Genomic DNA, 21,780 nt, shown 5'->3' with positions numbered 1-21,780 from the left:
AATCCCCCTGCTAGGGTGAGCCGATGGCAACGATCAAGCATTTCCAGGTCACCTTCGACTGCGCGGAACCCGAGCGTGTCGCTCGTTTCTGGTGCGAGGTGTTGGGGTACGTCGCACCGTCGCCACCGGCGGGGTTCGCCACTTGGGACGATGTCAATCGCTCGCTGCCGCCCGAGGATCAGGATTCATGGTTCGCATGCAGTGATACCTCGGGGGTGGGCCCGCGACTGTACTTCCAGCGCGTTCCCGAAGGGAAGGTCGTCAAGAATCGGCTGCACCTCGACGTGCGGGTCGTCACCGGACTCGTGGGTGCAGAACGCCTGGCCACGCTCGAGGCCGAGTGTGCACGACTGGTCGCGCTCGGCGCGGTACGCGTGCGACTGCTGCCCGCCGATGACGAGAACGAGTCGTGCATGGTGATGCAGGACGTCGAGGGCAACGAGTTCTGTCTCGACTGACACACCTCGGGCACCGGCGGTGCATTCGAAACGGGAGGGCCACCATGATCGACGGACTGGCGGAGTACTGCGTCGAGGCGCTGCGCGAACACGGCTGCCCCTCGGCCTCCGTGGCGGTGGCCGAGCGGGGCGAGGTCGTCCTCGCCGAGGCGTACGGACTGGCGGAGGTAGCCGGCGGGATCCCGGCCACGCCCGGCACCGCGTACGGGCTGGCCTCCGTCACCAAGGCGGTCACCGCCACCGCCGTCTGCCTGGCCGCTGACGACGGGCTGCTGGAGCTGGACGAACCGGTGCCCGGCAGCTACCGGTGGCCGGCCCCGACGGTGCGTCAACTGCTCCAGCACCGGGGTGGCTTCACGGCTTTCTACGACTTCCACTACGGCGAGGGCGCGGGGCCGATCGACGCGGGGCGCTACGCCGAGCTGTACCGGGAGCCGGGCTCCGGGTTCGAGTACGCCAACCTCGGCTACCGTCTGCTGGGCCGGCTGCTGGAGGAGGTCACCGGCCAACGGCTCGCGGACTTCGTCCGGGAGCGGGTGGCCGAGCCGCTCGGGCTGACCGACTGGCACCTCGGGCCGTCGCATCCCGGCCCCGCCCCGGCGGCGGTGAAGTACACGGTCGACGGCCGCGCCTACCCCGCGCGCTGCGCCAGCAGCCATCCGGGGGCCACCGAGGGCTGGGCGACCGCCACCGACCTGGCGCTCTTCGCGCAGGGCTACGAGCGCCTGCTGAAGCCGGAGACGGCAGCGGCCGTCCGGGCCGCCGTTCCGCTCAACGCGCACCTCGGGTACGGGCTCGGCTGGGTGGTGTCGTCGGGCGCCGGTCCGGTGGTCCAGAGCCACGGCGGCGGCATGGGCGGCGTAGCGGCGATGCTCGCCACCGTTCCCGAGCAGCAGCTCTCGGTGGCGGTGCTGACCAACTGCACCAACAAGGCGGCCCGGGACGCGATCGTCCGGCATGTCCTGACCGCGCTGGTCCCGGGCTACACGGACCAGCGGATCGCCCCGGTGATCGACGACCCGGAGCGCCCGATGGACCTTGCGCCGGGCCGCTGGACGGGCTCCGTCGGTACGCCGGAGGGCCAACTCCCGCTGCTGCTCGACATCCTGGCGGACCGCACGGTCGAGGTGGAGCTGAGCACCGGCGAGCGGGCCACCGCGCCGGCCACCGCCTCGCGGGTGTACGACCTGCGGGCCTTCCTCCCGCTCCAGCTGCCGACCGCCGACGCCCGGGTCGGCAGCCCGCTGCTCGGCCTCGAACTCCGCCTCGACCAGGGTGGGTTGACCGGCCTGGCCCGCACGTTCAAGAACGGCGACAGCGAGGGCCTGCTGGGCAACTTCCTCAGCCACCGCTGCGAACTACGCCCGAGCTAGAGCCTGCACGCCCTGCTCGGCGTCCGGGACGACCAGGGTCCCGGTGGGGTCGGCGGTGAAGGACCGCAGCAGGCTGTGCCGGACCCGGCCGTCGAGGACCCGGGCGATGGCCACACCCGCTCGGACCGCCCGCAGGCAGCCCTCCATCTTCGGCAGCATTCCGGTGGTCAACTCCGGGAGCAGGACGTCGAGTTCACTGGCCGTCAGCCGCCCGATCAGCGAACCCGGGTCCGGCCAGTCGGCGTACAGGCCCTCGACGTCGGTCAGCATCAGCAGCCGGTCGGCGCCCAGCGCGATCGCCAGGGCCGCAGCGGCGGTGTCGGCGTTCACGTTGTAGACGTGGCCGTCGGCGCCCCGGGCGATCGAGGAGATCACCGGTATCCGGCCGTCCGCGAGCAGTGCTCGCAGGGCGCCCGCCTCGACCCGGACCACGTCCCCGACCAGCCCGATGTCCACCGGCTCGCCGTTCACCACCGCGTACCGCTTCTCGGCCGTCATGGTGTGCGCGTCCTCGCCGGTGATGCCGACCGCGTACGGCCCGTAGGCGTTGACCAACCCGACCAGCTCGCGCTGGACCTGACCGGCCAGCACCATCCGCACCACGTCCATGGTCTCGGGCGTGGTGACCCGCAGACCGGCCGTGAACGAGGACTCCAGGCCGAGCCGGCCGAGCTGGGCGCTGATCTGCGGGCCGCCGCCGTGCACCACCACCGGGTACAGACCGGCCTGCCGGAGCAGCACCACGTCGGACGCGAAGGCGGCCTTCAACTCCTGGTTCACCATGGCGTTTCCGCCGAACTTGACCACCACGGTACTGCCGCGGAACCGCTCCAGCGACGGCAGTGCCTCCAGCAGACCAGCGCGACTGCTCAAAGCTCCCCCAAGGCTGATCCGAACCGATGCGAACCGTCGCCACGTCGGCATGGCTCGCTGTCGACGCCATCCAACGGGCCGCGAACGGCCCGAGGGTGACGTGCGGGAGAACACCGGCGGTCACTGCGGGGCCGAGCTCGGGCCGCCCGGCCGCCGGCGGGTCCGCGAGGGCACCCGGGCCCGCTCGCAATCGGTTTGCCTCGGTCCGGGGCCAGTCGCGATGATCAGGCAGAGCTACGACCGTCGGACGAGCGTTCCAGCGCCACCTGAGTCGTGACCGCCGACCACCAGGAGGAGCCTGTGAACACCGAACTGACCGAAGCCTGGCAGCTGTTCGACTCCGGCGACCCGCAGGGTGCGATCAGTGCCCTGCGGGCCGGGGCGGACCGGATGCCGGTCGCCGAGCTCGCGCCGCTGGCCGGGCGGCTGGCCGCCTCGGCCGGCTTCGACGACCTGGCCGGGGCGGCGGCCGAGCTGGCCGACCGTCCCGACGGGGCCGAGCAGCTCTTCGCCTTCGGCTACGCCTGTATCGAGCGCGGGGTCTCCGAGCTCGCCGTGCCCGCCCTCCGGCAGGCGCTGGCCGTGGGCCTGACGCCGCGTCGGCGCCTGTTCGGCCTCGGCCGCTCCGGCCCCGGCTCCCGGCAGGTACTGCTGGAGCTGGCCGTCGCGTTGGAGGACGGGCAGCGGCACGCCGAGGCGGTGGCCGTGCTCCAGGAGCACGACCGGCTGACGGAGGACTGGCCGGACCGCTACCTGCTGGTCCACAACGCCCTGATGGACGGCCGGCTCGACCTGGCCCGCCAGGTCTTCGCCGCCCTCGGCACGCCGGGCGAGGACTGGGAGGAGCCCGCCGACCGGATCCACCGCTCGCTGGCCCGGGCCACCGACGCCGCCCCCGCCGACCGCCAGGACCTGCGCGGCTGGCACTACACCCTGACCGGTGGCCTGCTCACCACCCTCTCGCCGTACGGCTTCCGGGCCGGGATGACCGGCCGCTGGGCCTACCTGCACGACAGCTTCGAGTCCTGCCGCCACGGCCTGGAGCGGCTGCGGGCGGTGCTGGCCGCCACCGGCAGCACGCCCCGCTCGGTCGCCCTGCTGCCGGACCGGGGCAGCCACGCCCTCGGCCTGGCGGCCGCCCGGCTGCTCGACCTGCCCGCCGAGCCGTACCGCGCGGGGACGCCGGGCGCGCTGGTGGTGGCGTACAACCTGAACGACTGTGACCCGGAGCTGGTCGCGGAGCTGCACGAGCGCGCGCCCGAGGAGATCCTCTACGAGCACGCCACCTGCTGGACCGACCCGCCCGCCGTCTCGGCCGACATCTGCACCCTGCTCGCCCAGGTGGTGATCGCTCCCTGGGAGTCCGGCATGTCCTTCACCGAGGACGGCGAGCCCGAGGACGCCCCGGCGGACGAGCGCTCGCCCGAGCAGCTCGCCGACGCCGTGCTGGCCGCCTCGGCCGAGCCGGACGAGGGCGACGGCGAGACCCCGGCCGACCCGGAGCAGGCCCTCACCGCCTTCGCCGAGCGGGTGAACGGCAGCTGGCTCACCGGCGCCCGGAACCGGATCCGCTCCGCCGGGCCGGTGCGCAGCTCCAGCTTCCGCTGACCCCGGCAGGCCTCAGGGACTGGCCAACCGGCTGAGCAGTACGGCGAGTTGGACCCGCTCACCATCGGTGAGCGGGGCCAGCAGATCCTGCTCCACGGCCGCCAGCTCCTCGGCCAGCTCGGCCAGCAGCGCCCGGCCGGCCGGGGTCGCCGAGACGTCGATCCGGCGCCGGTCGCGGGCCGATCTGGTGCAGGCCAGATAGCCCTGGCCGCCCAGGTCGTCGACCACCTTCACGACGTCGCTCGGGTTGATGTCCAGTCGGACGGCGAGTTCGCCCTTGGCCAGCGACCCGGCCTCGACCAGCGCCTCCAGTACGGCCACGTGCCACAGGCGCAGGCCGCGCCGCGCGACGCTCGCGGCCAGGCCGGCCCGGGCGGTGCGGCCGGTACTGGACATCAGATAGGTCGTCAGACCGAGCAGCCGGGTCATCCGGACCACCCCTCGGGGCCGACCCGGACGCACCGCGACGAGAGCAGCGTCGGGACGTCGACCAATGGTTCGACATTCATAGTTAGGCAAGGCTAACCTAGCTATGAAAGCTGGTCAATGTCCAAACCAATCCCTGAAGAGCCGTCAACTGGCCTCGGGGGCCTACCAGGTCCGCACCCGCGCCGCGACGGCCCGTGCGACGAGGGCGTGCGCCACCAGCGCGGCCCCGACCCCGGCCACCACCCCGAAGGCGGTGGTCGGGATCAGCTCCCAGCTCGAGGCGCCGGGATACGCATCGGTCCAGCGGTCGATCCGCAGCGTCGCGCCGACCACCGCTCCGGCGGTCACCACGCCGAGCACCGCCAGCCGGGTCGCCGTGCTGTACGCCGGTGCGGGCAGCGGGGCGACCCGCTCGGCGTCGATCAGCCGCAGCTCACGCAGCAGGTACCAGCCCACCGCGACCAGCGCGACGGCCGACGAGCCGTACTGCAGCACCGTGTACAGCGGCTGGCCGGCCCGCCGCCACTCCGCCAGGAACGGCAGCAGCCGGACGCCCTCGCGGTCGTGATGGGTGAAAGCGTCCCAGCCGACGTGGGTGGCCGCACCGATCGCGCAGGACAGCAGCAACCAGCCGGTCTGCCGGGGCAGTTCGGCCCGGGGGCGCTGCGCGGCGGTCAGCCGGTCGGCCGCCCAGGCCCAGCGCACCGGTAGCAGGGCGACCAGCGGCGCCCGCAGCAGGCCGTGCCAGAGCAGCACCAGCAGCGCGGCCACCAGCACGTCGACGGTGGGCACTCCCCACCAGGAGTGGGTCTGCTCGCCGAAGCCGTACAGCCCGGGGGCGAGCGAGGCGAGGAAGTACGGCAGATCGGGTGTGACCGACCCGGCCACCAGTCCGGAGGCGATCAGCCGACCTCGGCCTCGCCCCTGGGACAGCAGCGGCAGGATGGCAGCGGGGTGACTGAAGGTGAACGGCACGGCCATACCGTACCCAACTTGCCTGGTCAGCCCAAGGGGTGAAGCCGGAGGATCTCATTCCGGACCGGCGGCGGGCGGGCCGGAACTCCAGGCCCGCCCGCCGGTGACTCAGAAGTTGATCATGTGCCCGGCCAGGCCGTGCACGGCCTCCTTGACGGCCTCGCCCAGCGTCGGGTGGGCGTGCACGTTGCGCGCCACCTCGTGGACGGTCAGGTCCCACTGCTGAGCCAGCGTCAGCTGCGGGAGCAGCTCGGTGACCTCGGGGCCGATCAGGTGGGCGCCGAGCAGCTCGCCGTGCTTGCCGTCGCTGATCACCTTCACGAAGCCGACCGCCTCGCCCAGGCCGTGCGCCTTGCCGTTCGCGGTGAACGGGAACTTCGCCACCTTGACGTCGAAGCCGAGCTCGCGGGCCTGCGCCTCGGTCCAGCCGAAGCTGGCGATCTGCGGCTGGCAGAACGTGGCGCGCGGGATCATCACGAAGTCGAGCTCCATGGTCTCGGCGCCGGCGATGGTCTCGGCGGCCACCACGCCCATCGCCTCGGCCGCGTGAGCCAGCATCAGCTTCGCCGTCACGTCGCCGATCGCGAAGATGTGCGGCACGTTGGTGCGGCCCCGGGCGTCCACGTCGATCGCACCGCGCTCGGTCAGCGCGACACCGGTGTGCTCCAGGCCGTAGCCGGTGACCCGGGGCGCGAAGCCGATCGCCTGGAGCACCTTGTCGGCCTCCAGCACCTCCTGCTGCCCGTTGCGGGTGACGGTCACCCTGACCTTGCCCGCCGGGTTGCTGTCGTCGATCCCGTCGACCCGGGTGGAGGTGAGGATCGTGATGCCCAGCCTGCGGTACCGCTTGGCGAGTTCGGCGGAGACCTCGACGTCCTCCAGCGGCACCGGCCGGTCCTGGAACTCGACGATGGTCACCTTGACGCCGTAGTTGTGCAGCACGTAGGCGAACTCGACGCCGATCGCACCTGCACCCGCGATGATGATGCTCTCCGGCAGCGAGTCGGTGAGGATCTGCTCCTCGTACGTCACCACCCGCTCGCTCAGCGAAGTGCCGGGCAGCAGCCGGGTGGTGGCCCCGGCCGCGATGACGCAGTGGTCGAAGGTCACCGTCTCGGTGCCGCCCGCGGTCAGCGCCACCGACAGGGTGTGGTCGTCGACGAAGGTGCCCCGGCCGTTGATCTCGGTGATGCCGTTCTTCTTCATCAGGTAGTGCACGCCGGCCGCCCGGCCGTCGGCCACCTTGCGGCTGCGCCGGTGCGCGACCCCGTAGTCGAAGCTGACCGTGCCCTCGACCTTGATCCCGAAGGTCTCGGCCTCCTGCTGGAAGATGTGCGCCAGCTCGGCGTTGCGCAGCAGCGCCTTCGAGGGGATGCAGCCGACGTTCAGACAGACCCCGCCCCAGTACTTCTCCTCGACGACCGCCGCGCGCAGCCCCAGCTGGGCCGCCCGGATCGCTGCGACGTAACCGCCGGGGCCGGCTCCGAGGACGACGAGATCGAAATGCGTGCTCATGTTTCCTTCTTCGTGCCGAGTACGTCTGTGAGGGTGCCGGGCTTGAGAACCCGACGGTGAACCGCATGTGATGGTGCCTTGGCTGCCCGGCCTCGTCCAGCAGCAGCTCGTCGGTACCAACCCGGAACCGTCCGCTGCGCTTCCCGGGCGCCCGCCGGGGTGGCCGGCTCTGCGTCAGCCTGCCGTCCTGGCCCGTTCGGTGAGGTTGCGCGCCATACCCCCGAAGACCACCGCGTGGAACGGTGCCACCGACCACCAGTAGGCGTGCCCGCCCAGCCCGTGCGGGTGGAACAGCGCACGCTGGCGGTAGACCGCCCCGCCGTCCGGGGCCGGGTCCACCGAGAGCTCCAGCCAGGCCGGGCCCGGCAGCCGCATCTCGGCCCGTAGCCGCAGCAGCCGCCCCGGTTCGATCTCCTCCACCCGCCAGAAGTCGAGCGAGTCGCCGACCCGGAGCCGCCCGGGGTCACGGCGGCCCCGGCGCAGGCCGACACCGCCGACCAGCCGGTCCAGCCAACCGCGCAGTGCCCAGGCCAGGGGGAAGGAGTACCAGCCGTTCTCCCCGCCGATCCCCTCGATCGCCCGCCAGACCGCCGCCGGCGGGACGTCCACCACCCGTTCCCTGACGTCCTGGTACAGGCTGCCGCCGGCCCAGTCCGGGTCGGTGGGCAGCGGGTCGCTGGGGGCGCCCGGCAGTGAGGCGGAGGACCAGCGGGTGGCGACCTCGTCGTCCCTGATCCGCCGCAACGCCAGCCCGACGGCCCGGTCGAAGCCGATCAGCCCGTCCGGCGGGTCCGGCACGTACCGGGCGATGTCGTGCTCGCCGCAGACCACCTCGTGCCGCAGGGACTCGACCAATGGCCGGGCCAGCGAGCCGGGCACCGGCGTGACCAGACCGACCCAGTGGCTGGAGAGCCGGGGCGTCAGGACCGGCACCGGCACGATCAGCCGCCGGGGCAGTTCGGCGACCCGGGCGTAGCGCACCATCATCTGCCGGTACGTCAGCACCTCGGGGCCGCCGAGGTCGAAGGTCCGGTTCACCCCGGCGGGCAGCTCGGCCGCGCCGACCAGGTAGCGCAGTACGTCGCGGACCGCGATCGGCTGGATCCGGGTACCGACCCAGCTCGGGGTCACCATGGCCGGCAACCGCTCCGTCAGGTACCGGAGCATCTCGAAGGAGGCCGACCCCGAGCCGAGGATCACCGCCGCCCGCAGCTCGGCGGTGTCCACCCCGGACGCCCGCAGCGCCTCGCCCACCTCGGCCCGCGAGCGCAGGTGCGGCGACAGCTCCGCCGTCGGCACCCCGCCGGGCAGCAGTCCGCCCAGGTAGACGATCCGGCGCACTCCCGCCGCTGCGGCGGCCGCGCCGAAGACCAGGGCTGCCGCCCGGTCCTTCGCCTCGAAGTCGGACCCGGTGCCGAGCGAGTGCACCAGGTAGTAGGCCACCTGGACGTCGTCGAACGCGCCCGCCAGGGTCTCCGGCCGGGTCACGTCACCGGCCACCGCCTCGATCCCGGCCCGCCAGGGGTGATCCCGCAGCCGTCCCGGGTCGCGTGCCAGGCAGCGCACCAGGTACCCGGCGGTGAGCAGCTCGGGCACCAGCCGCCCGCCGAGGTAGCCGGTGGCTCCGGTCACCAGACAGCGCACTGGCCGGGCGGTGGGCTCGGGCATCTCGGGCTCCCCTGCTGCGGACGGTCCGTCAGAACGGCACTCCGCCTCCATGCTCTCCGCGACCGGAGGCGGACGCACCCGCACCGCTTGTGCAGACGACCGGATATCCGACACCCGCAGCGGCCCGGTGTGCTGAAGTGGCCGCCAACAACTTCACGGGGGAAGGACACTTCCGCATGTCCGAAAACATTTCACGCCGCACCCTGCTGGGCCTCGGCGCCGCCGTCGGCAGCTCAGCCCTGCTCGGCTCCACCCTGCTGGGCTCCACCGCCCGGGCGGCCGACCTCTCGGGCACCCGGTGGCCGGCCGAGTTCGCGCTGCCGGACGGCTTCCGGCCCGAGGGCATCGCCATCGACTCCCGGGGCCGGGCCTACTTCGGCTCGCTCGGTGACGGCGCCGTCCACCGGGTGGACCTGGCCACCGGTCAGGGTGCGGCGTTCAGCGCCGGGCCCGCCGCCGGCACCCCCTCGCTCGGGATGAAGGTGGACGGCCGGGGCCGCCTGTTCGTCGCCGGAGCCTTCGGTGGCGACGCCCGGGTGCTGGACACCAGGACCGGCGAGACGCTGGCCTCGTACCGGCTGGCCGCCGGGGACGACACCTTCGTCAACGACGTGGTGCTCACCCCGGAGGCGGCCTGGTTCACCGAATCCTCCCAGGCGGTGCTGTACGGGCTGCCGTTCGGCCCCGGCGGGCGGCTGGCACGTCCTGACCAGGTCGTGCACCTGCCGCTCACCGGCGAGTTCGACCAGGCGGCGGGCACCTTCGGCGCCAACGGCATCGAGACCACCCCCGACGGCTGCGCCCTGCTCGTGGTCAACATGACCACCGGCAGCCTCTTCCGGGTCGACCCGCGCAGCGGGGACGCCCGGAAGGTGGACCTCGGCGGCGAGAGCCTGACCCGCGGTGACGGCCTGCTCCGGCAGGGCCGCGAACTCTTCGTGGTGCGAAACCTGTTCAACGAGATCGCGGTGCTGCGGCTGGACCAGGCCGGCCGCAGCGGCCGGATCACCCGCCGGATCACCGACCCGCGGTTCCGGATCCCGACCACCGTCGCGGCCCACCGCAACCGGCTCTACCTGCCGAACGCCCGCTTCGACACCGAGCCGCTGCCCGGCACCGACTACAACGTGATCGCCGTCCCGCGCGGCTGACGCCCGACCGGGSCCGCCCCCAAAGCGGGGCCGGCCCACCGAGTCACCGGCCGTCCGGCGTAACCCGAGGCCCGGGGATCGGTTGTGCTGGTACGTAGTGCGGGCACCGGTTCCCCGCGGCGAGTCGGCACGGAGGTACAACAGCAGTGAGCAGTGAACGTGGTTCCAGGAGCGCCCCGATGGCCTTCCCGTCCCAGGGCAACGGCAGCGCCGGCCAACGGGCGGCCGCCCAGATGCTGGGGCTGCGCGACGTGGTGCTCCCCGCGGCGGTGGTGACGGCGGCGGTCGAGCTGCTGGCCGAACGCCTCGACGACCCCGACCCGGTGACCCGGGAGGCCACCGCGGTGGTGGTGGCCCGGCTGCGCGCGGCGGTCTCCGCCTGACGGGTGGTCCGCCGGCGAACGCCCGAGCGCGCTGCCCATCCTCCCCGCCGTCCCGGGCCGGCCCGCCCGCTCGGAGCGGCGGCCGGCCGAGGGGCGGAGGAGGAGACGGGCCGTCAGGCGCACCCAGCCAATCCGACGCCCGGCACGGTGGTCAACCCCTGCCTTCGAGCCAGGGGCTCGCGGGTCAACCTCCAGGGGGCTACCCCTAGTTGACTGGGTCGTGTGCCACTTGGCATGGTCGAATCCACAAGGCGGCAACGACGAGCGGGACGCACCCCGCCATCGCGTCGTACCCGGCCCCTGCCCCCAGCACGCCGTCCTCCCACACCCCGTGAAGGAGCGCTGAGCCATGCCCGGAACCGGAACCGGTCCCGCCTTCTGCGTCCTGGTCGGCCCCGACTACGCAGGCAAGTCCTCGGCGCTGTCCCGGCTGCGGAGATCCGACCGGCCCTGGCGGACGCTCTCGGTCGACGACGACCAGCTCGCCCCGGAGCACGCGCTGCTGGCCCGGCTGCGGCGCGACGTGGTCCGCGAGGTGGCCGGGCAGGCCGGAGCGTGGTCACCGGACTTCCTCGTCACCATGCTGCAGACCGCCGTCGTGCACCTGCGCGACCGGCTGGACGAGGCCCCGGCCACCCCGACCCTGGTCGACTCCTACTACTACAAGCTGCTCGCCAAGGCCCGGCTGGCCGGCGCCGACGGCAGTGCGCTGCTCGCCTGGTGGCGGTCCTTCCCGCAGCCCCGCCGGGTGCTCTACCTGGACGTACGCCCCGAGGTGGCCTGGCGCCGCAGCTCGGACGGCGCCGCGCTCAACTGCCTGGAGTACTACGGCGACCGGCCCAGCTGGGACGGCTTCCGCCGCTACCAGAACGACCTCGCCAAGACGATGCACGACGAGATCTCCCACCTCCCGGTCACCGTGATCGAGCAGCAGGACGACCCGGACCGGACCGCGGAGTCGATACGAAAGGTGCTCGCAGATGAACTCGGCTGAGGCCTGGCAGGACCCGGACCGCCTGCTCCGCTACCGCGAACGCGTCTTCCGGGAACGGGCCCGGCTGCGCACCGCGCTCGCCGACGCCGACGGCCACCGCCGCCGCGTGCTGGCCGACCTGCTGGAGTTCAACTCCGCCACCCAGTACGGGAAGCAGCACGGCTTCGACCGGATCAGGACCCTGGACGACTTCCGCAAGGCCGTACCGGTGCAGGACTACTCCACGCTCGGCCCGTGGATCGAACGGGCCGCCGCCGGTGAACCGAACCTCCTGACGGCCGATCAGCCCGCCGTGTACTTCACCAGCAGCGGCACCACCGGGGCACACAAGAAGATCCCGGTCACCCCGCGCTTCATGCGCACCACCTTCTTCCCGTTCTACTACGCCGCCTGGGCACCGCTGATCGAGCACTTCCCCGACGTCCTGGACCGGCCGGACGCGGTGCTCAACCTCAAGCACGACCCGCTCTCCGCACCGCCCACCACCGGCGACGGCCGACCCCATGTCGGCGCCAGCCAGGTCGACTTCGGCGCCAGGTTCGGCGAGCCGCTGTCGGCGGAGCCCGGCACCGGCGCCCCCTGGGCCACCCTGCCGGTGCACGTCGAGCCGGGGGCGCACCTGGAGCGGATGTACCTGCGGCTGCGGCTCGCGGTGGAGAGCGACGTGCGCTGCGTGATCGGGATCAACCCGGCGATGATCGCGGCCCTGCCCTACCAGCTCGACCTGTGGTGGCCGAGGATCGTCCGGGAGGTCGCCGACGGCACCCTGGGCGGTGTCCCGCACCGCGCGCCCAACCCGGGCCGGGCAGCCGAGTTGGAGCGGATCGCCGCCCGGCGCGGCACCGTCCGGCCCGCCGACGTCTGGCCGCACCTGCGGGCACTGTTCTGCTGGACCACCGGGCTCGCCTCGCTCTATCTGCCGAGGCTGCGCGAGGAGTTCGGCGCCGGGGTGACGGCACTGCCCGCACCGGTGGCCGCCTCCGAAGGGCCGACCGGCGTGGCCCTGGACCGGCACGGCAGCGCGGGCAGCCTGGTGGTGACCGCCGCCGTCCACGAATTCGCCGACGCCGACCAGGACCTCGGCCCGGACACCGCGACCCTCGACCCGCAGGAGTTGGAGGTGGGCCGCGACTACCACGTGGTCTTCAGCCACGTCGGCGGCCTCTACCGCTACTCCGTCGGCGACGTGGTCCGGGTGGTCGACCGGCTGGACGGGGTACCCCGGGTCGAGTACACCGGCCGCAGCACCCGCTCGAACGCGGCCGGCGAACGCCTGCGGGACGGCCAGGTCACCCGGGCGCTGGCCGGCGCACTCGACCGCACCGGCCTGGAGCTGCGCAACGTCGCCTGCCGGGTGCGGAGCCAGGACCCCTCCCCCGCCTACGAGTTCGCGATCGCACCGCGCACCCCGTGGAGCGCCGAGGAGACCACCAGGTTCGCCGCGCTGCTGGACCAGGGCCTGCGCGCCGAGTCCGCCGACTACCGCGCGGCCAGGTCCGGGCAGCGGCTCGGCGACCCGACCGTACTGCGGCTCGACCCGGACGCCTTCCTGCGGGACTGGCAGCACACCGTCGGCACCGGGGTCCGCCCGACCCAGGTGAAGGACCGGCTGTTCCGGCAGGACCCCGAACAGTGGAACCGACTCACCGGCCGACCGGCCGCCGAAGGGAAGCCCGCATGACCACCGCACCGGACACCACCGCACCGGCCATCGCCGCGCTGGACGCGGTGGAGCGCACCTCGCTGCTGACCGCCGCCCTCCGGGCCACCGAGACCCAGCGCGCCGACCACCTCTACCAGGACCCGTACGCCGCCGCCCTGGCGGGCGAGACCGGCCTCGGACTGCTCGCCGAGCTCCGGGCCGCCACCTTCCCGGCCGCCGGCGCGCGGACGGCGCCGAGCACGCCCGACTACAACGCGATCCGCACCCGGTTCTTCGACGACTACCTCCAGGCGGCGGCCGCCGACCCGGAGACCACCCAGATCGTGCTGGCCCCGGCCGGGATGGACTCCCGGGCCTACCGCTTCGACTGGCCGTCCCGGGTGCGCTGGTTCGAGGTGGACCGCCCGGCCGTGCTGGCCTACAAGGAGCAGCAGCTCAGCGGTTTCACCCCGCGCGTGGACCACCGCAGGGTGGCCGTCGACCTGACCTCGCCCGACTGGGAGGAGCGGCTCGGAGCGGCCGGCTACGACCCGTCCGTCCCGTCCACCTGGCTGCTCGAAGGGCTGCTCTACTACATCCCCGAGGCCGACACCCACCGCATCCTCGAGCGGGTGGCCGCGATCTCGGCGCCCGGCAGCCGGATCGCCGCCGACCTCGTCAACACCGACGCGCTGGTCCTGCCCCAGATGCGGGCGCTGCTCGACGTGTTCGCGGAGTGGGGCTGCCCGTGGCTGTTCGGCAGCGACGAGCCCGAGGCGCTGTTCGACACCTACGGGTACACCGCCGAGGCGGTCCAACCCGGGGATCCCGGCGCCGACTTCGGCCGCTGGCCCGATCCGGTGCCGCCGCGTGAGGAGCGCGGCGTACGGCGGGTCTTCTTCGTCCACGGGAGGCGGAACTGACATGCCGACCGTCGTGACCGCCGAGGCCGGTGTCGCGGGTCCGGCCGGTGCGCAGGCCCTGCACGACGCCGGCCACCGGGTCCGCCCGGTCGGCGGCCGCCGGGTGCTGCTCGCGCCGATCACCATCACGCCGTCCAAGCCGCTGACGCCCAGTCACCTCAAGGGGCTGCTCTGGACGGACGTGATGTACCGCGCCACCCGACCGCTCGCCGAGGTCAACTACCGCTACAGCCACACCACCTACCACCCCACCGAACAGACCCTGGGTTTCTGGGAGTTCCTCGACCGCACCCAGGGTGACGCCGCCTACCAGGACCTCACCGAGCAGGAGATCGGCGACCACTACGTGGCGTTCCGCGCCGCCGGCGAGCGCGCCTCCGCCCGGTCCCTCCGGCCGTACGCCGACGCGGTCGACCAGGGCTGGGTGCACCCGGCCAGCGCCCGGATCCTCGAGCTGTGGTCCGAGCAGTACCGGGCGCTCGGCCTGCACGACCCCGGCCTGCGGGCGCACCAGCCGCCCGGCCTCGGCCTGGACGAGATGCTGGACGGGCTGGCGGCGCGGGGCATGTGCCTGGACCACCGCCGGATCGGCGGCCCGGTCCACCTCGACCTGACCCGGCACGGGCTCCCGCTGCGGCAGATCGTCACGGCGGACGGGCGACCCAACTACCTGGCCTGCGCACTGCGCGAACTCGTGCCGCTGGCCGGTGACTTCGACGAGATCGTGCTCCTCTACGACCCGGAGCTCGACCCCGACTACCAACTGCTCGAGCGGATCCTGGCCGACCTCGGCCCGACCGTCCGGCGCGTCCCGGTCGGCCGGGTCCCGATCGACGGCTCGATCCGCTCCGCCCGGCACGGTGGCTGGGGCCACCACCACGCCGGGCCGCTGCTCACCGCCGCGCTGGCCGAGTACGACGGACCCGCCGTCCGGCTCGGGATGCGGCTCTACTTCATCGCCGTGCTCGGCCCCGGGCAGGAACAGTCCTTCCGGCCCGAGCTGCTCCGGCAGTGCCTGGGCCGGGCGCAGCGCCTGCTGGCCACCGGGGAGTCCGACCCGCCCGGTATTCCCGCCCTCGCCGGGCTGCTCGGCCGTCATCGGCGCGACCACACGTACGTCGACCCGTACCGGCTCACCACATCGCTCCTCGGCAGGCGCGCCGCCGCGCCCAGCCCGGAGCTGCTCACGGAGGTGTTCCTATGAGCCGGCTCCAGGAGGACCTGGTCGACCGGGCGGGCCGCCGGGTCCGGCACGCCCGGCCCGACCTCGCCGAACGCTTCGACCTCAGCACCCTCGCCGGGCTGCTGGACGCACAGCAGAGCGTGGCCGCCGCCTCGGCCGAGGACACCCTGGTGGTGGCGGTGATCCACCACCTCGAACTGGCCGAATGGGCCGGTGCCACCTGCGCGTTCGCCTTCGGCCTCGACCCCGTCGCGGGCGCGCGCTGGCGCCGCTCGTTCACCCGGACCGTGTTCCTCGCGGGCAACCCGGCGAACCTCAGGGAGCGCTTCCGGTTCGCCCACGTGGCCGGCGACTCCACCGCCGCCTGGACCGCCCCCGGCCCCGGGCCGAGCGCCACCACGCTGCGACGGCTGCTCAAGCTCTTCGACGCCCCGGCCGGGCCACCGGCCCGGCCGGACACCCTGGTCCGGCTACCGGGCCGGCCCACCACCAGGCACCGCGACCTGTATCTGGCCACCGAGGGGTGCACCCTCGCCGACGCCCTGGTGCACCTCAACCACGTGTTGGTCGAAGCCGTCCTGGACGGGCTGATCGCCCCGGGCGACAGCCTGACGCTGCGCCAGGTGCCGCGCCTGGTCGGCATCGCCACCCCCTTCGCCGCCCTCCGGGTGGTCACCGATCCGCACCGCCCCGACCGGCTCAAGGCCGCCGCCGGCCTCACCGAGGAGACTCCCCTCCCCTGAGACACCGCTCTCAGGGTGTCCGCGGCGCCTGCGGGCCGCGGAACGGCAGCGTCCGGCTGAGCACGAGGTTGGTGGTCGTACTCCCGAACTGGGCCAGGGCGTCCACGAGTTCCTCCAGGTGGGCCATCGAGGTCGCTGCCACCTTCAGGACGTAGCAGTCGTCGCCGGTGGTGCGCAGGCACTCCAGGATCTCCGGGCGCTCGCCGAGCAGGCGGCGGAGTGGCTCGTGCCGGGTCCCGGGGTACTTCAGCCGGATCACCGCGAGCACGGCGTGCCCGGTCCGCTCCAGGTCCACCTCGGCCCGGTAGCCCGTGATCACCTGGGCCGCCTCCAGCCGGCGTACCCGTTCCGTGGTCGCCGACGGGCTCAGGTTCACCCGCCGGGCCAGCTCCGTGAAGGCGATCCGGCCGTCCTGCTGAACCTCCGTCAGGATCGCCCAGTCCGTCGCGTCAAGACTCTCGGTCATCCGCCCAGATTACCGGTGATTCCCCGGGCGGACCGCCTCTGAACAGGCAGGAATCCCTTCTGGCGGCCGATACCTGCTGACTAGGCTCGACCCCGTGAAGATCGGAGTGAACGTCCTCAATTTCGGCCCGGGCACCGACCCGGGCGTCCTGCGCGACTGGGCCCGGACGGTGGAGGGTCTGGGCTTCGACCTGCTGATGGTCTCGGACCACGTCGCCATCACGCCCGATGTCGCCGAGCGCTACCCGGCGCCTTTCTACGAGCCGTTCACCACCCTCGCCTGGCTGGCCGGGATCACCACCCGGGTCCGGCTCGGCACCACGGTGCTGATCGCCCCGTACCGGCATCCGCTGCTCACCGCCCGGATGGCCGCCAACCTGAACGAGCTGAGCGACGGCCGGCTGGTCCTCGGCGTGGGGGTGGGCTGGGCGCGGCAGGAGTTCGCCGCGCTCGGGATCCCGTTCGATCGGCGTGGCCGGCTGACGGACGATCACCTGCGGGACATCCGGGCGGCCTGGGCGGACACCGCCGCGTACGGCGACCGGCGGATCCCGGTCTGGGTCGGCGGCAACAGCAACTCGGGACTGCGCCGGGCCGTTCGGCTCGGGGACGCCTGGCACCCGCTCCGCTGCACCATGCCGTGGCTGCGCCAGGCGGCGGTCAGGCTCCGGGATTCGGCGGCGGAGCAGCACCTGCCGGTGCCCGCCCTGGCTCCCCGGATCGCGCTCAGGCTGACCCCGGCGCCCGTCACCGGGCCGCAGCGGCTGGCCGGCGAGGGCACCATCGACCAGATCATCGACGACCTCGACCAACTGCGGCTGCTGGGCGCCGAATCCGTCGTCCTCGACCCGTACCACGGCGACCCGCGCGAGACCTGCCATCCGCAGACGGCCTGGCAGGCCCTCGCCGCGGTGGCCGCACACCTCTAGAACGGAGCAGTCATGACGACCCCCGACGACCACACCCTCCTCCGCCGGGCCATCGCCCTCGCGGCCAAGGCACGCGAGGGCGGCGACCCGCCGTTCGGGTCGCTGCTGGCGGCACCGGACGGGACGGTGCTGGCGGAAGCGCACAACACCACCCGCACCGACCACGACATCACCGCGCACCCCGAACTGAAACTGGCCCGGTGGGCCGCGAGCGAACTGGACCCGGCGACCGCGGCGGAGACCACGCTGTACACCAGCTGCCAGCCGTGCGGGATGTGCGAGGCCGTCATCCAACAGGCCGGCCTACGGCGGGTGGTGTTCGCCCTGTCGAACGAACAGCTCCTGGACATCAGGCCGGGCAGCGGCCGGCCGCCGGTGCCGCAGCACGGCCCCGCTCTGCTCGACGAGGTACGGGCCGTGGTCGAGGGGTACTACCGCTGACCCGTCGGGCCCGGGCTCACGGGGCGATCGGCAGCTGGCGCTTGTGCTCGGTGAGCCGGTACCGGCGGACGATGACGGCGCCGGCCGCCTCCGCGACCGGCTTGCCCTCCAGGAAGTCGTCGATGTCGTCGTAGGTGACGCCGAGCGCCTCCTCGTCGGGACGGCCCGGGTTCAGGGTCTCCAGGTCGGCGGTCGGGGTCTTCCAGACCAGCTCGGCCGGCGCGCCGAGCTGGTCCGCCAGCGCCCGCACCCGCCGCTTGGTGAGACCGGTGAGCGGCACCACGTCGGCCGCGCCGTCGCCGAACTTGGTGAAGAAGCCGGAGACCGCCTCGGCGGCGTGGTCGGTGCCCACCACCAGGCCGTCGTGCGCGCCCGCCACGGCGTACTGCGCCACCATCCGCTGGCGGGCCTTGATGTTGCCGTGCACGAAGTCCTGGTGGTGCGCGTCACGGAAGACCGTGCCACCGGCCAGCGCCGCATCCAGCGCAGCGTCCCCGGCCGACTTCACGTCGACGGTCAGCACCCGGTCGGGCCGGATGAACTCCAGCGCCAGCTGCGCGTCCATCTCGTCCGCCTGGGCGCCGTACGGCAGCCGCATCGCGAAGAACGTCGCCTCCTGGCCGGCGGCCCTGACCCGCTCGACCGCCAGCTGGCACAGCCGGCCCGCCGTCGTGGAGTCGACACCGCCGCTGATGCCCAGCACCAGCGACCGCAGTCCCGTGGAGGTCAACTGCCCGGCGAGGAAGGCCACCCGGCGCTCGATCTCCTGCTGCGGGTCGAAGGACGCGCTCACCTGGAGATCCCGGGCGATCTCCTGCTGCAGGGAAGTGGACGCCAGGTCGGTCACGGTTGCTCCTCGTTCGGGCCCGCACGAGCGGGGTCGGCACGCACCGCCGAGCCGGGGCCCGGGGCGCGTACAGGGACGAAAGCACTCTAGACCGGGACTTCGCGGGCCGTTGATTCGGGTGGATCGAATGGCTGGGCGGTGTCCTGGGCAGACGCAGCATCAGCCGTGGGGCGAACCCGAGCGGCAGCGGGCGTCTCGCTGTCGGCTTCATCCACTGGTGCGAGCCCGCGAGTTGGCTGAGTGGATCAGTCCCCGCTCTTCCATCATCAGCGTGCCGCGATGCAAGAACAAGACTGCAATTTTCAGACCGCGACCAGGACCATGGATCGCATGGCCTCCCCTTTCTCGGACACCGAGACGCGTAGCGAACTGGCTGGTCTGCTGACCCACGTGCGCTGGATTGCCGGCGGCACAGGTGCCGGCAAGAGCACGCTGGTTCGGATACTGGCCGACCGGCACGACATCGCCGTGTACGACGGCGACCGTGCGGAACACGACTGGTCGACGCGGTGCACGCCACAAGGTCACCCGTACCTGTCCGCGTTGCGCGGAGCGCCCCCGGGCGCGATGTGGCAGGGCCGCACCCCTCAGCAGGTGTTCCAGTCGATGCCGAGCCTGCACGGAGAGACTGTCGGCTTCCTTGTCGAGGACCTCCTCGCCATGCCCTCGAACCGCGTCATCGTGGTCGACTACTTCGGGATCCTGCCCGGTCACCTCGGACCGCTGCTGCGGCAGCCCGACCAAGCCGTCTTCCTCCTGCCAACACCCCGGTTCCGGCGGGACACCCTCACCGCACGCTACGCGGATCCTGCCCGTGCGCGCGCCAACTGGGGTAGCAACGACCCCGAAACCATGCTCGCCAAACGCCTCGGACGCGATGCCCTCTGGGATGAGGCGATCCGCAGGCAGGCAGACAGCCACGGGCTCGACACCATCACGATCGACGGCGGTGTTCCCGTCACCGACCTGGCCGCTCGGATAGCAACTCGGTTCGGGCTGGATCCCGGAGCATAGGGCTCACCCGGCCACCGCGCGTCCCAGGCGGCGGCCGGGCCGTGACCCAGCCGCCGAGTGCCCGACCACGGACCGGAGCAGCCGACTCGGGATCAGGAGATGACTTCGGCCTTCTCGATGACGACGTCGGTCTCGGGGACGTCGGCGAACGAGCCGGACCGGGTCGTCCTGACCTTCTCGATCGCGTCGACGATGTCCTGGCCTTCGGTGACCTTGCCGAACACGGTGTACCCGAAGCCGTCCTGTCCGGGGTAGTCGAGGAAGGAGTTGTCCTTGCAGTTGATGAAGAACTGCGCGGTCGCCGAGTGCGGGTTCGAAGTGCGGGCCATGGCCACGGTGTAAGCCTCGTTCCGCAGCCCGTTGTTCGCCTCGTTCACGACCGGGTCGTTCACCGGCTTCTGCTTCATGCCCGGCTCGAACCCGCCACCCTGGGCCATGAAGCCGGGGATCACCCGATGGAAGATCGTCCCGTCGTAGTGCCCGCTCTTGACGTAGTCCAGGAAGTTCTCCACCGTCCTGGGCGCCCTGTTGCCGTCCAGTTCGAGCGTGATCCTGCCGTGGTTGGTGGTGAGAACTACGACGCTCATGATCTCCATACCTTTCGGTTGCGGCCCGGCTCGGCAATCCTCAGGCAGGTGCTCCCTGCCGGGACGAAAACGGACGGATTGAGCCTAGCCGTGCGGCGCCGGGACGGGCGATCCGTGCCCCCGAAGTTCCCAGCCCGGTCGGCCCGCCCGGTACCCACCCGGTAGGGCCGGCCACGGTGCGGGCCCGCTGTGCCCGGTACTTCTCCTCGACCGACGGCTCCACTGCCTCGGCGCCGAACAGCCCGCGCAGCCGCGCGGTCACCGTCGGCCGGAGCGGCAGGCGGTGACCGAGGCGGCGCTCGTGGTAACGCTCCATCATCTGGACGTACTGCAGGCCCGCCTGGCCGTAGTGCACCAGCTCCTCGGGTGCCCCGCTCTCCACCAGGTCGTCGACCAGATCGAGGTAGACCGAGTGGTACGCCCGCTGCCGGAGTGGCCCCAACTCCCCATTGGCAGTGGGTTGGTGAGCGTCCAGCCGGTAGACGTCCAGGGCCGACTTGGCCAGATCCATCGAGATGGCGTCGGCCATCCCGCTGTCCAGCAACCAGCCGGACGAGACCAGCCCGGTGGCTCCGGCCCGCGCCACCGCGATCCCGCATCCGTAGTTGTTGGCGGAGTGCATCCGGTAGACACAGGCATCCCAGACGCCGGTGGAGCCGTTGAGCCGGGCGTGCAGACCAGCATCCCCGCCGGCCGGCCCGTGGTCGAGCTTCTCGGCGTACTGGTACACCCACTGCCGGACCAGCGAGAGCAGGGCGTGCACCGCATCGTGCCCCCAGCCCTGCTCGTCCATGGCGGCGACGAGATCACCGACCGAGTGCCCGTACAACCGGAATCGGCCGCCTACCAGGTCCAGCGGCGGAATGCACAGGTCGTCGACGACGGTGCTCACAGCGGTGTAGCGCAGGTAGGTCGGGTCGTCGCAGTAGCGCTCGCCGGACCAGGTGGCCACCCATTGCAGGGCATCGCGGCAGGCGTAGGCCACCACCTCGGCAGCCGTCGCGTCGCCCTTCCTCGCCCAGTCCGAATAGTCGATCCGCTCCCCTGCCCCGGCGGCGGCCCTTGCGGTGATCCCGAGCAGGAGCGGCCAGAGGTTCGTTTCGTGGGTCTGCGCGGTGTCCTCGGCGTATCCGTCGCCGCCCATGAGCTGGAACAGGCCCGCGGTGTCCTTGTTGTACCGCACCCGCGCGGAGCGACGGATCACCGGAGCTGGAGCGGTCCTCGGGTAGTGCAGGAACGCACACGTCACCGTGCGGCCGCAGCCCGGGCCGCACCACATCTCGTGCGCCGACTCCAGCAGTTCCGTGGTGGTACGGCAGGAGGCGAGCTCCGCCAGTGCCTCGGTCGCCGAACCCCGGAAGTGCAGGGCATCGGCGCACACCTCGAAGCCGCGACGGCGCGCTGTGGAACTTGGCAGAGCTGCGACCGAGGCAGGCGGAAACGCCGTATACCGATCAAGTTGACTGAATCTCACTCACCCGGTCTACCGCCCGCATCAATCCACCCGAGCCCCATCGGCCGCCCTTCACCACAACGAGTGATCCACTCCGGCCGGGGCGGTCGGTACGGAGTTGGCGAT

At 72.5% G+C, this 21,780-nt stretch carries 22 protein-coding genes; 13 read left to right on the top strand and 9 right to left on the bottom strand.

Annotation, left to right across the window (positions count from 1 at the left end; translation table 11 throughout):
• The first annotated feature begins 23 nt into the window (after positions 1-23).
• Both ACXJMZ_RS06920 and ACXJMZ_RS06915 read left to right on the top strand, forming a co-directional pair.
• A complete protein-coding gene (locus ACXJMZ_RS06920) occupies positions 24-458 on the top strand; it encodes a VOC family protein (RefSeq protein ID WP_457029074.1) in 435 nt (144 codons plus the stop codon).
• 44 nt (positions 459-502) lie between these two features.
• Positions 503-1,831: a serine hydrolase domain-containing protein gene (locus ACXJMZ_RS06915; RefSeq protein WP_457029073.1), complete on the top strand. Its 1,329-nt coding sequence runs from the start codon at positions 503-505 to the stop codon at positions 1,829-1,831.
• Here the strand turns inward: ACXJMZ_RS06915 and argB are convergent.
• The gene (argB, locus tag ACXJMZ_RS06910) at positions 1,817-2,755 is read right to left on the bottom strand and encodes an acetylglutamate kinase (RefSeq protein WP_457029072.1); all 939 of its coding nucleotides are present in this window, start codon (positions 2,753-2,755) and stop codon (positions 1,817-1,819) included. The two genes, ACXJMZ_RS06915 and argB, sit on opposite strands and share 15 nt — an antisense overlap.
• Before the next feature lie 249 nt (positions 2,756-3,004).
• Between argB and ACXJMZ_RS06905 the strand changes: the two genes are divergently transcribed.
• The gene (locus ACXJMZ_RS06905) at positions 3,005-4,312 is read left to right on the top strand and encodes a hypothetical protein (RefSeq protein ID WP_457029071.1); all 1,308 of its coding nucleotides are present in this window, start codon (positions 3,005-3,007) and stop codon (positions 4,310-4,312) included.
• 12 nt (positions 4,313-4,324) lie between these two features.
• On the opposite strand, the gene ACXJMZ_RS06900 is transcribed toward ACXJMZ_RS06905, so the two are convergent.
• From ACXJMZ_RS06900 to ACXJMZ_RS06885, 4 genes are all read right to left on the bottom strand, one after another.
• A complete protein-coding gene (locus ACXJMZ_RS06900; RefSeq protein ID WP_457029070.1) occupies positions 4,325-4,741 on the bottom strand; it encodes a MarR family winged helix-turn-helix transcriptional regulator in 417 nt (138 codons plus the stop codon).
• Between the two features lie 162 nt (positions 4,742-4,903).
• Positions 4,904-5,716: a DUF4184 family protein gene (locus tag ACXJMZ_RS06895; RefSeq protein ID WP_457029069.1), complete on the bottom strand. Its 813-nt coding sequence runs from the start codon at positions 5,714-5,716 to the stop codon at positions 4,904-4,906.
• Positions 5,717-5,824: 108 nt separating this feature from the next.
• Positions 5,825-7,231 (bottom strand): dihydrolipoyl dehydrogenase, encoded by a 1,407-nt coding sequence (lpdA, locus tag ACXJMZ_RS06890; protein WP_457029068.1) that lies wholly within the window; start codon positions 7,229-7,231, stop codon positions 5,825-5,827.
• A 174-nt stretch (positions 7,232-7,405) separates the two neighbouring features.
• Positions 7,406-8,899, bottom strand: coding sequence for an SDR family oxidoreductase (locus ACXJMZ_RS06885; RefSeq protein ID WP_457029067.1), 1,494 nt, complete (start codon positions 8,897-8,899; stop codon positions 7,406-7,408).
• A 176-nt stretch (positions 8,900-9,075) separates the two neighbouring features.
• On the opposite strand from ACXJMZ_RS06885, the gene ACXJMZ_RS06880 reads away from it, so the two are divergent.
• From ACXJMZ_RS06880 to ACXJMZ_RS06850, 7 genes are all read left to right on the top strand, one after another.
• The gene (locus ACXJMZ_RS06880; RefSeq protein ID WP_457029066.1) at positions 9,076-10,050 is read left to right on the top strand and encodes an SMP-30/gluconolactonase/LRE family protein; all 975 of its coding nucleotides are present in this window, start codon (positions 9,076-9,078) and stop codon (positions 10,048-10,050) included.
• A gap of 179 nt (positions 10,051-10,229) precedes the next feature.
• The gene (locus ACXJMZ_RS06875; protein WP_184911391.1) at positions 10,230-10,433 is read left to right on the top strand and encodes a hypothetical protein; all 204 of its coding nucleotides are present in this window, start codon (positions 10,230-10,232) and stop codon (positions 10,431-10,433) included.
• A 349-nt stretch (positions 10,434-10,782) separates the two neighbouring features.
• Entirely contained in the window at positions 10,783-11,427 is a 645-nt protein-coding gene (locus ACXJMZ_RS06870) for a hypothetical protein (RefSeq protein ID WP_457029065.1), read from the top strand.
• Complete coding sequence (locus tag ACXJMZ_RS06865) at positions 11,414-13,108, top strand: GH3 family domain-containing protein (RefSeq protein ID WP_457029064.1); 1,695 nt, start codon at positions 11,414-11,416, stop codon at positions 13,106-13,108. Before ACXJMZ_RS06870 ends, ACXJMZ_RS06865 begins: the two co-directional genes overlap by 14 nt.
• A complete protein-coding gene (locus ACXJMZ_RS06860; RefSeq protein WP_457029063.1) occupies positions 13,105-13,992 on the top strand; it encodes a class I SAM-dependent methyltransferase in 888 nt (295 codons plus the stop codon). Before ACXJMZ_RS06865 ends, ACXJMZ_RS06860 begins: the two co-directional genes overlap by 4 nt.
• Position 13,993: 1 nt before the next feature.
• On the top strand, positions 13,994-15,196 hold the full coding sequence (locus tag ACXJMZ_RS06855; protein WP_457029062.1) for a hypothetical protein: 1,203 nt from the start codon (positions 13,994-13,996) through the stop codon (positions 15,194-15,196).
• Positions 15,193-15,918, top strand: a complete 726-nt coding sequence (locus ACXJMZ_RS06850) for a DUF6182 family protein (RefSeq protein ID WP_457029061.1) — start codon at positions 15,193-15,195, stop codon at positions 15,916-15,918. The genes ACXJMZ_RS06855 and ACXJMZ_RS06850 overlap by 4 nt, the downstream gene beginning before the upstream one ends.
• A 10-nt stretch (positions 15,919-15,928) precedes the next feature.
• Here ACXJMZ_RS06850 and ACXJMZ_RS06845 read toward each other — a convergent pair whose 3' ends face one another.
• Positions 15,929-16,384, bottom strand: a complete 456-nt coding sequence (locus ACXJMZ_RS06845; RefSeq protein WP_457029060.1) for an Lrp/AsnC family transcriptional regulator — start codon at positions 16,382-16,384, stop codon at positions 15,929-15,931.
• Positions 16,385-16,478: 94 nt separating this feature from the next.
• Between ACXJMZ_RS06845 and ACXJMZ_RS06840 the strand changes: the two genes are divergently transcribed.
• Both ACXJMZ_RS06840 and ACXJMZ_RS06835 read left to right on the top strand, forming a co-directional pair.
• Positions 16,479-17,312 carry an LLM class flavin-dependent oxidoreductase gene (locus ACXJMZ_RS06840; protein ID WP_457029059.1) on the top strand — a complete coding sequence of 278 codons (834 nt, stop codon included), beginning with the start codon at positions 16,479-16,481 and terminating at the stop codon, positions 17,310-17,312.
• 12 nt (positions 17,313-17,324) lie between these two features.
• Complete coding sequence (locus tag ACXJMZ_RS06835; RefSeq protein WP_457029058.1) at positions 17,325-17,753, top strand: nucleoside deaminase; 429 nt, start codon at positions 17,325-17,327, stop codon at positions 17,751-17,753.
• Positions 17,754-17,769: 16 nt separating this feature from the next.
• Here the strand turns inward: ACXJMZ_RS06835 and nadE are convergent, their stop codons facing one another.
• Positions 17,770-18,600, bottom strand: a complete 831-nt coding sequence (nadE, locus tag ACXJMZ_RS06830; protein ID WP_457029057.1) for an ammonia-dependent NAD(+) synthetase — start codon at positions 18,598-18,600, stop codon at positions 17,770-17,772.
• 330 nt (positions 18,601-18,930) lie between these two features.
• Between nadE and ACXJMZ_RS06825 the strand changes: the two genes are divergently transcribed.
• Complete coding sequence (locus ACXJMZ_RS06825; RefSeq protein WP_457029056.1) at positions 18,931-19,614, top strand: hypothetical protein; 684 nt, start codon at positions 18,931-18,933, stop codon at positions 19,612-19,614.
• Between the two features lie 92 nt (positions 19,615-19,706).
• On the opposite strand, the gene ACXJMZ_RS06820 is transcribed toward ACXJMZ_RS06825, so the two are convergent.
• Together ACXJMZ_RS06820 and ACXJMZ_RS06815 are read right to left on the bottom strand one after the other, a co-directional pair.
• Positions 19,707-20,201 (bottom strand): peptidylprolyl isomerase, encoded by a 495-nt coding sequence (locus ACXJMZ_RS06820; RefSeq protein ID WP_457029055.1) that lies wholly within the window; start codon positions 20,199-20,201, stop codon positions 19,707-19,709.
• A gap of 40 nt (positions 20,202-20,241) precedes the next feature.
• Entirely contained in the window at positions 20,242-21,582 is a 1,341-nt protein-coding gene (locus tag ACXJMZ_RS06815) for a hypothetical protein (RefSeq protein ID WP_457029054.1), read from the bottom strand.
• Positions 21,583-21,780: the final 198 nt, after the last annotated feature.

Source organism: Kitasatospora sp. P5_F3 (genome assembly GCF_054049135.1).
This window is presented reverse-complemented; position numbering and strand designations above follow the sequence as displayed.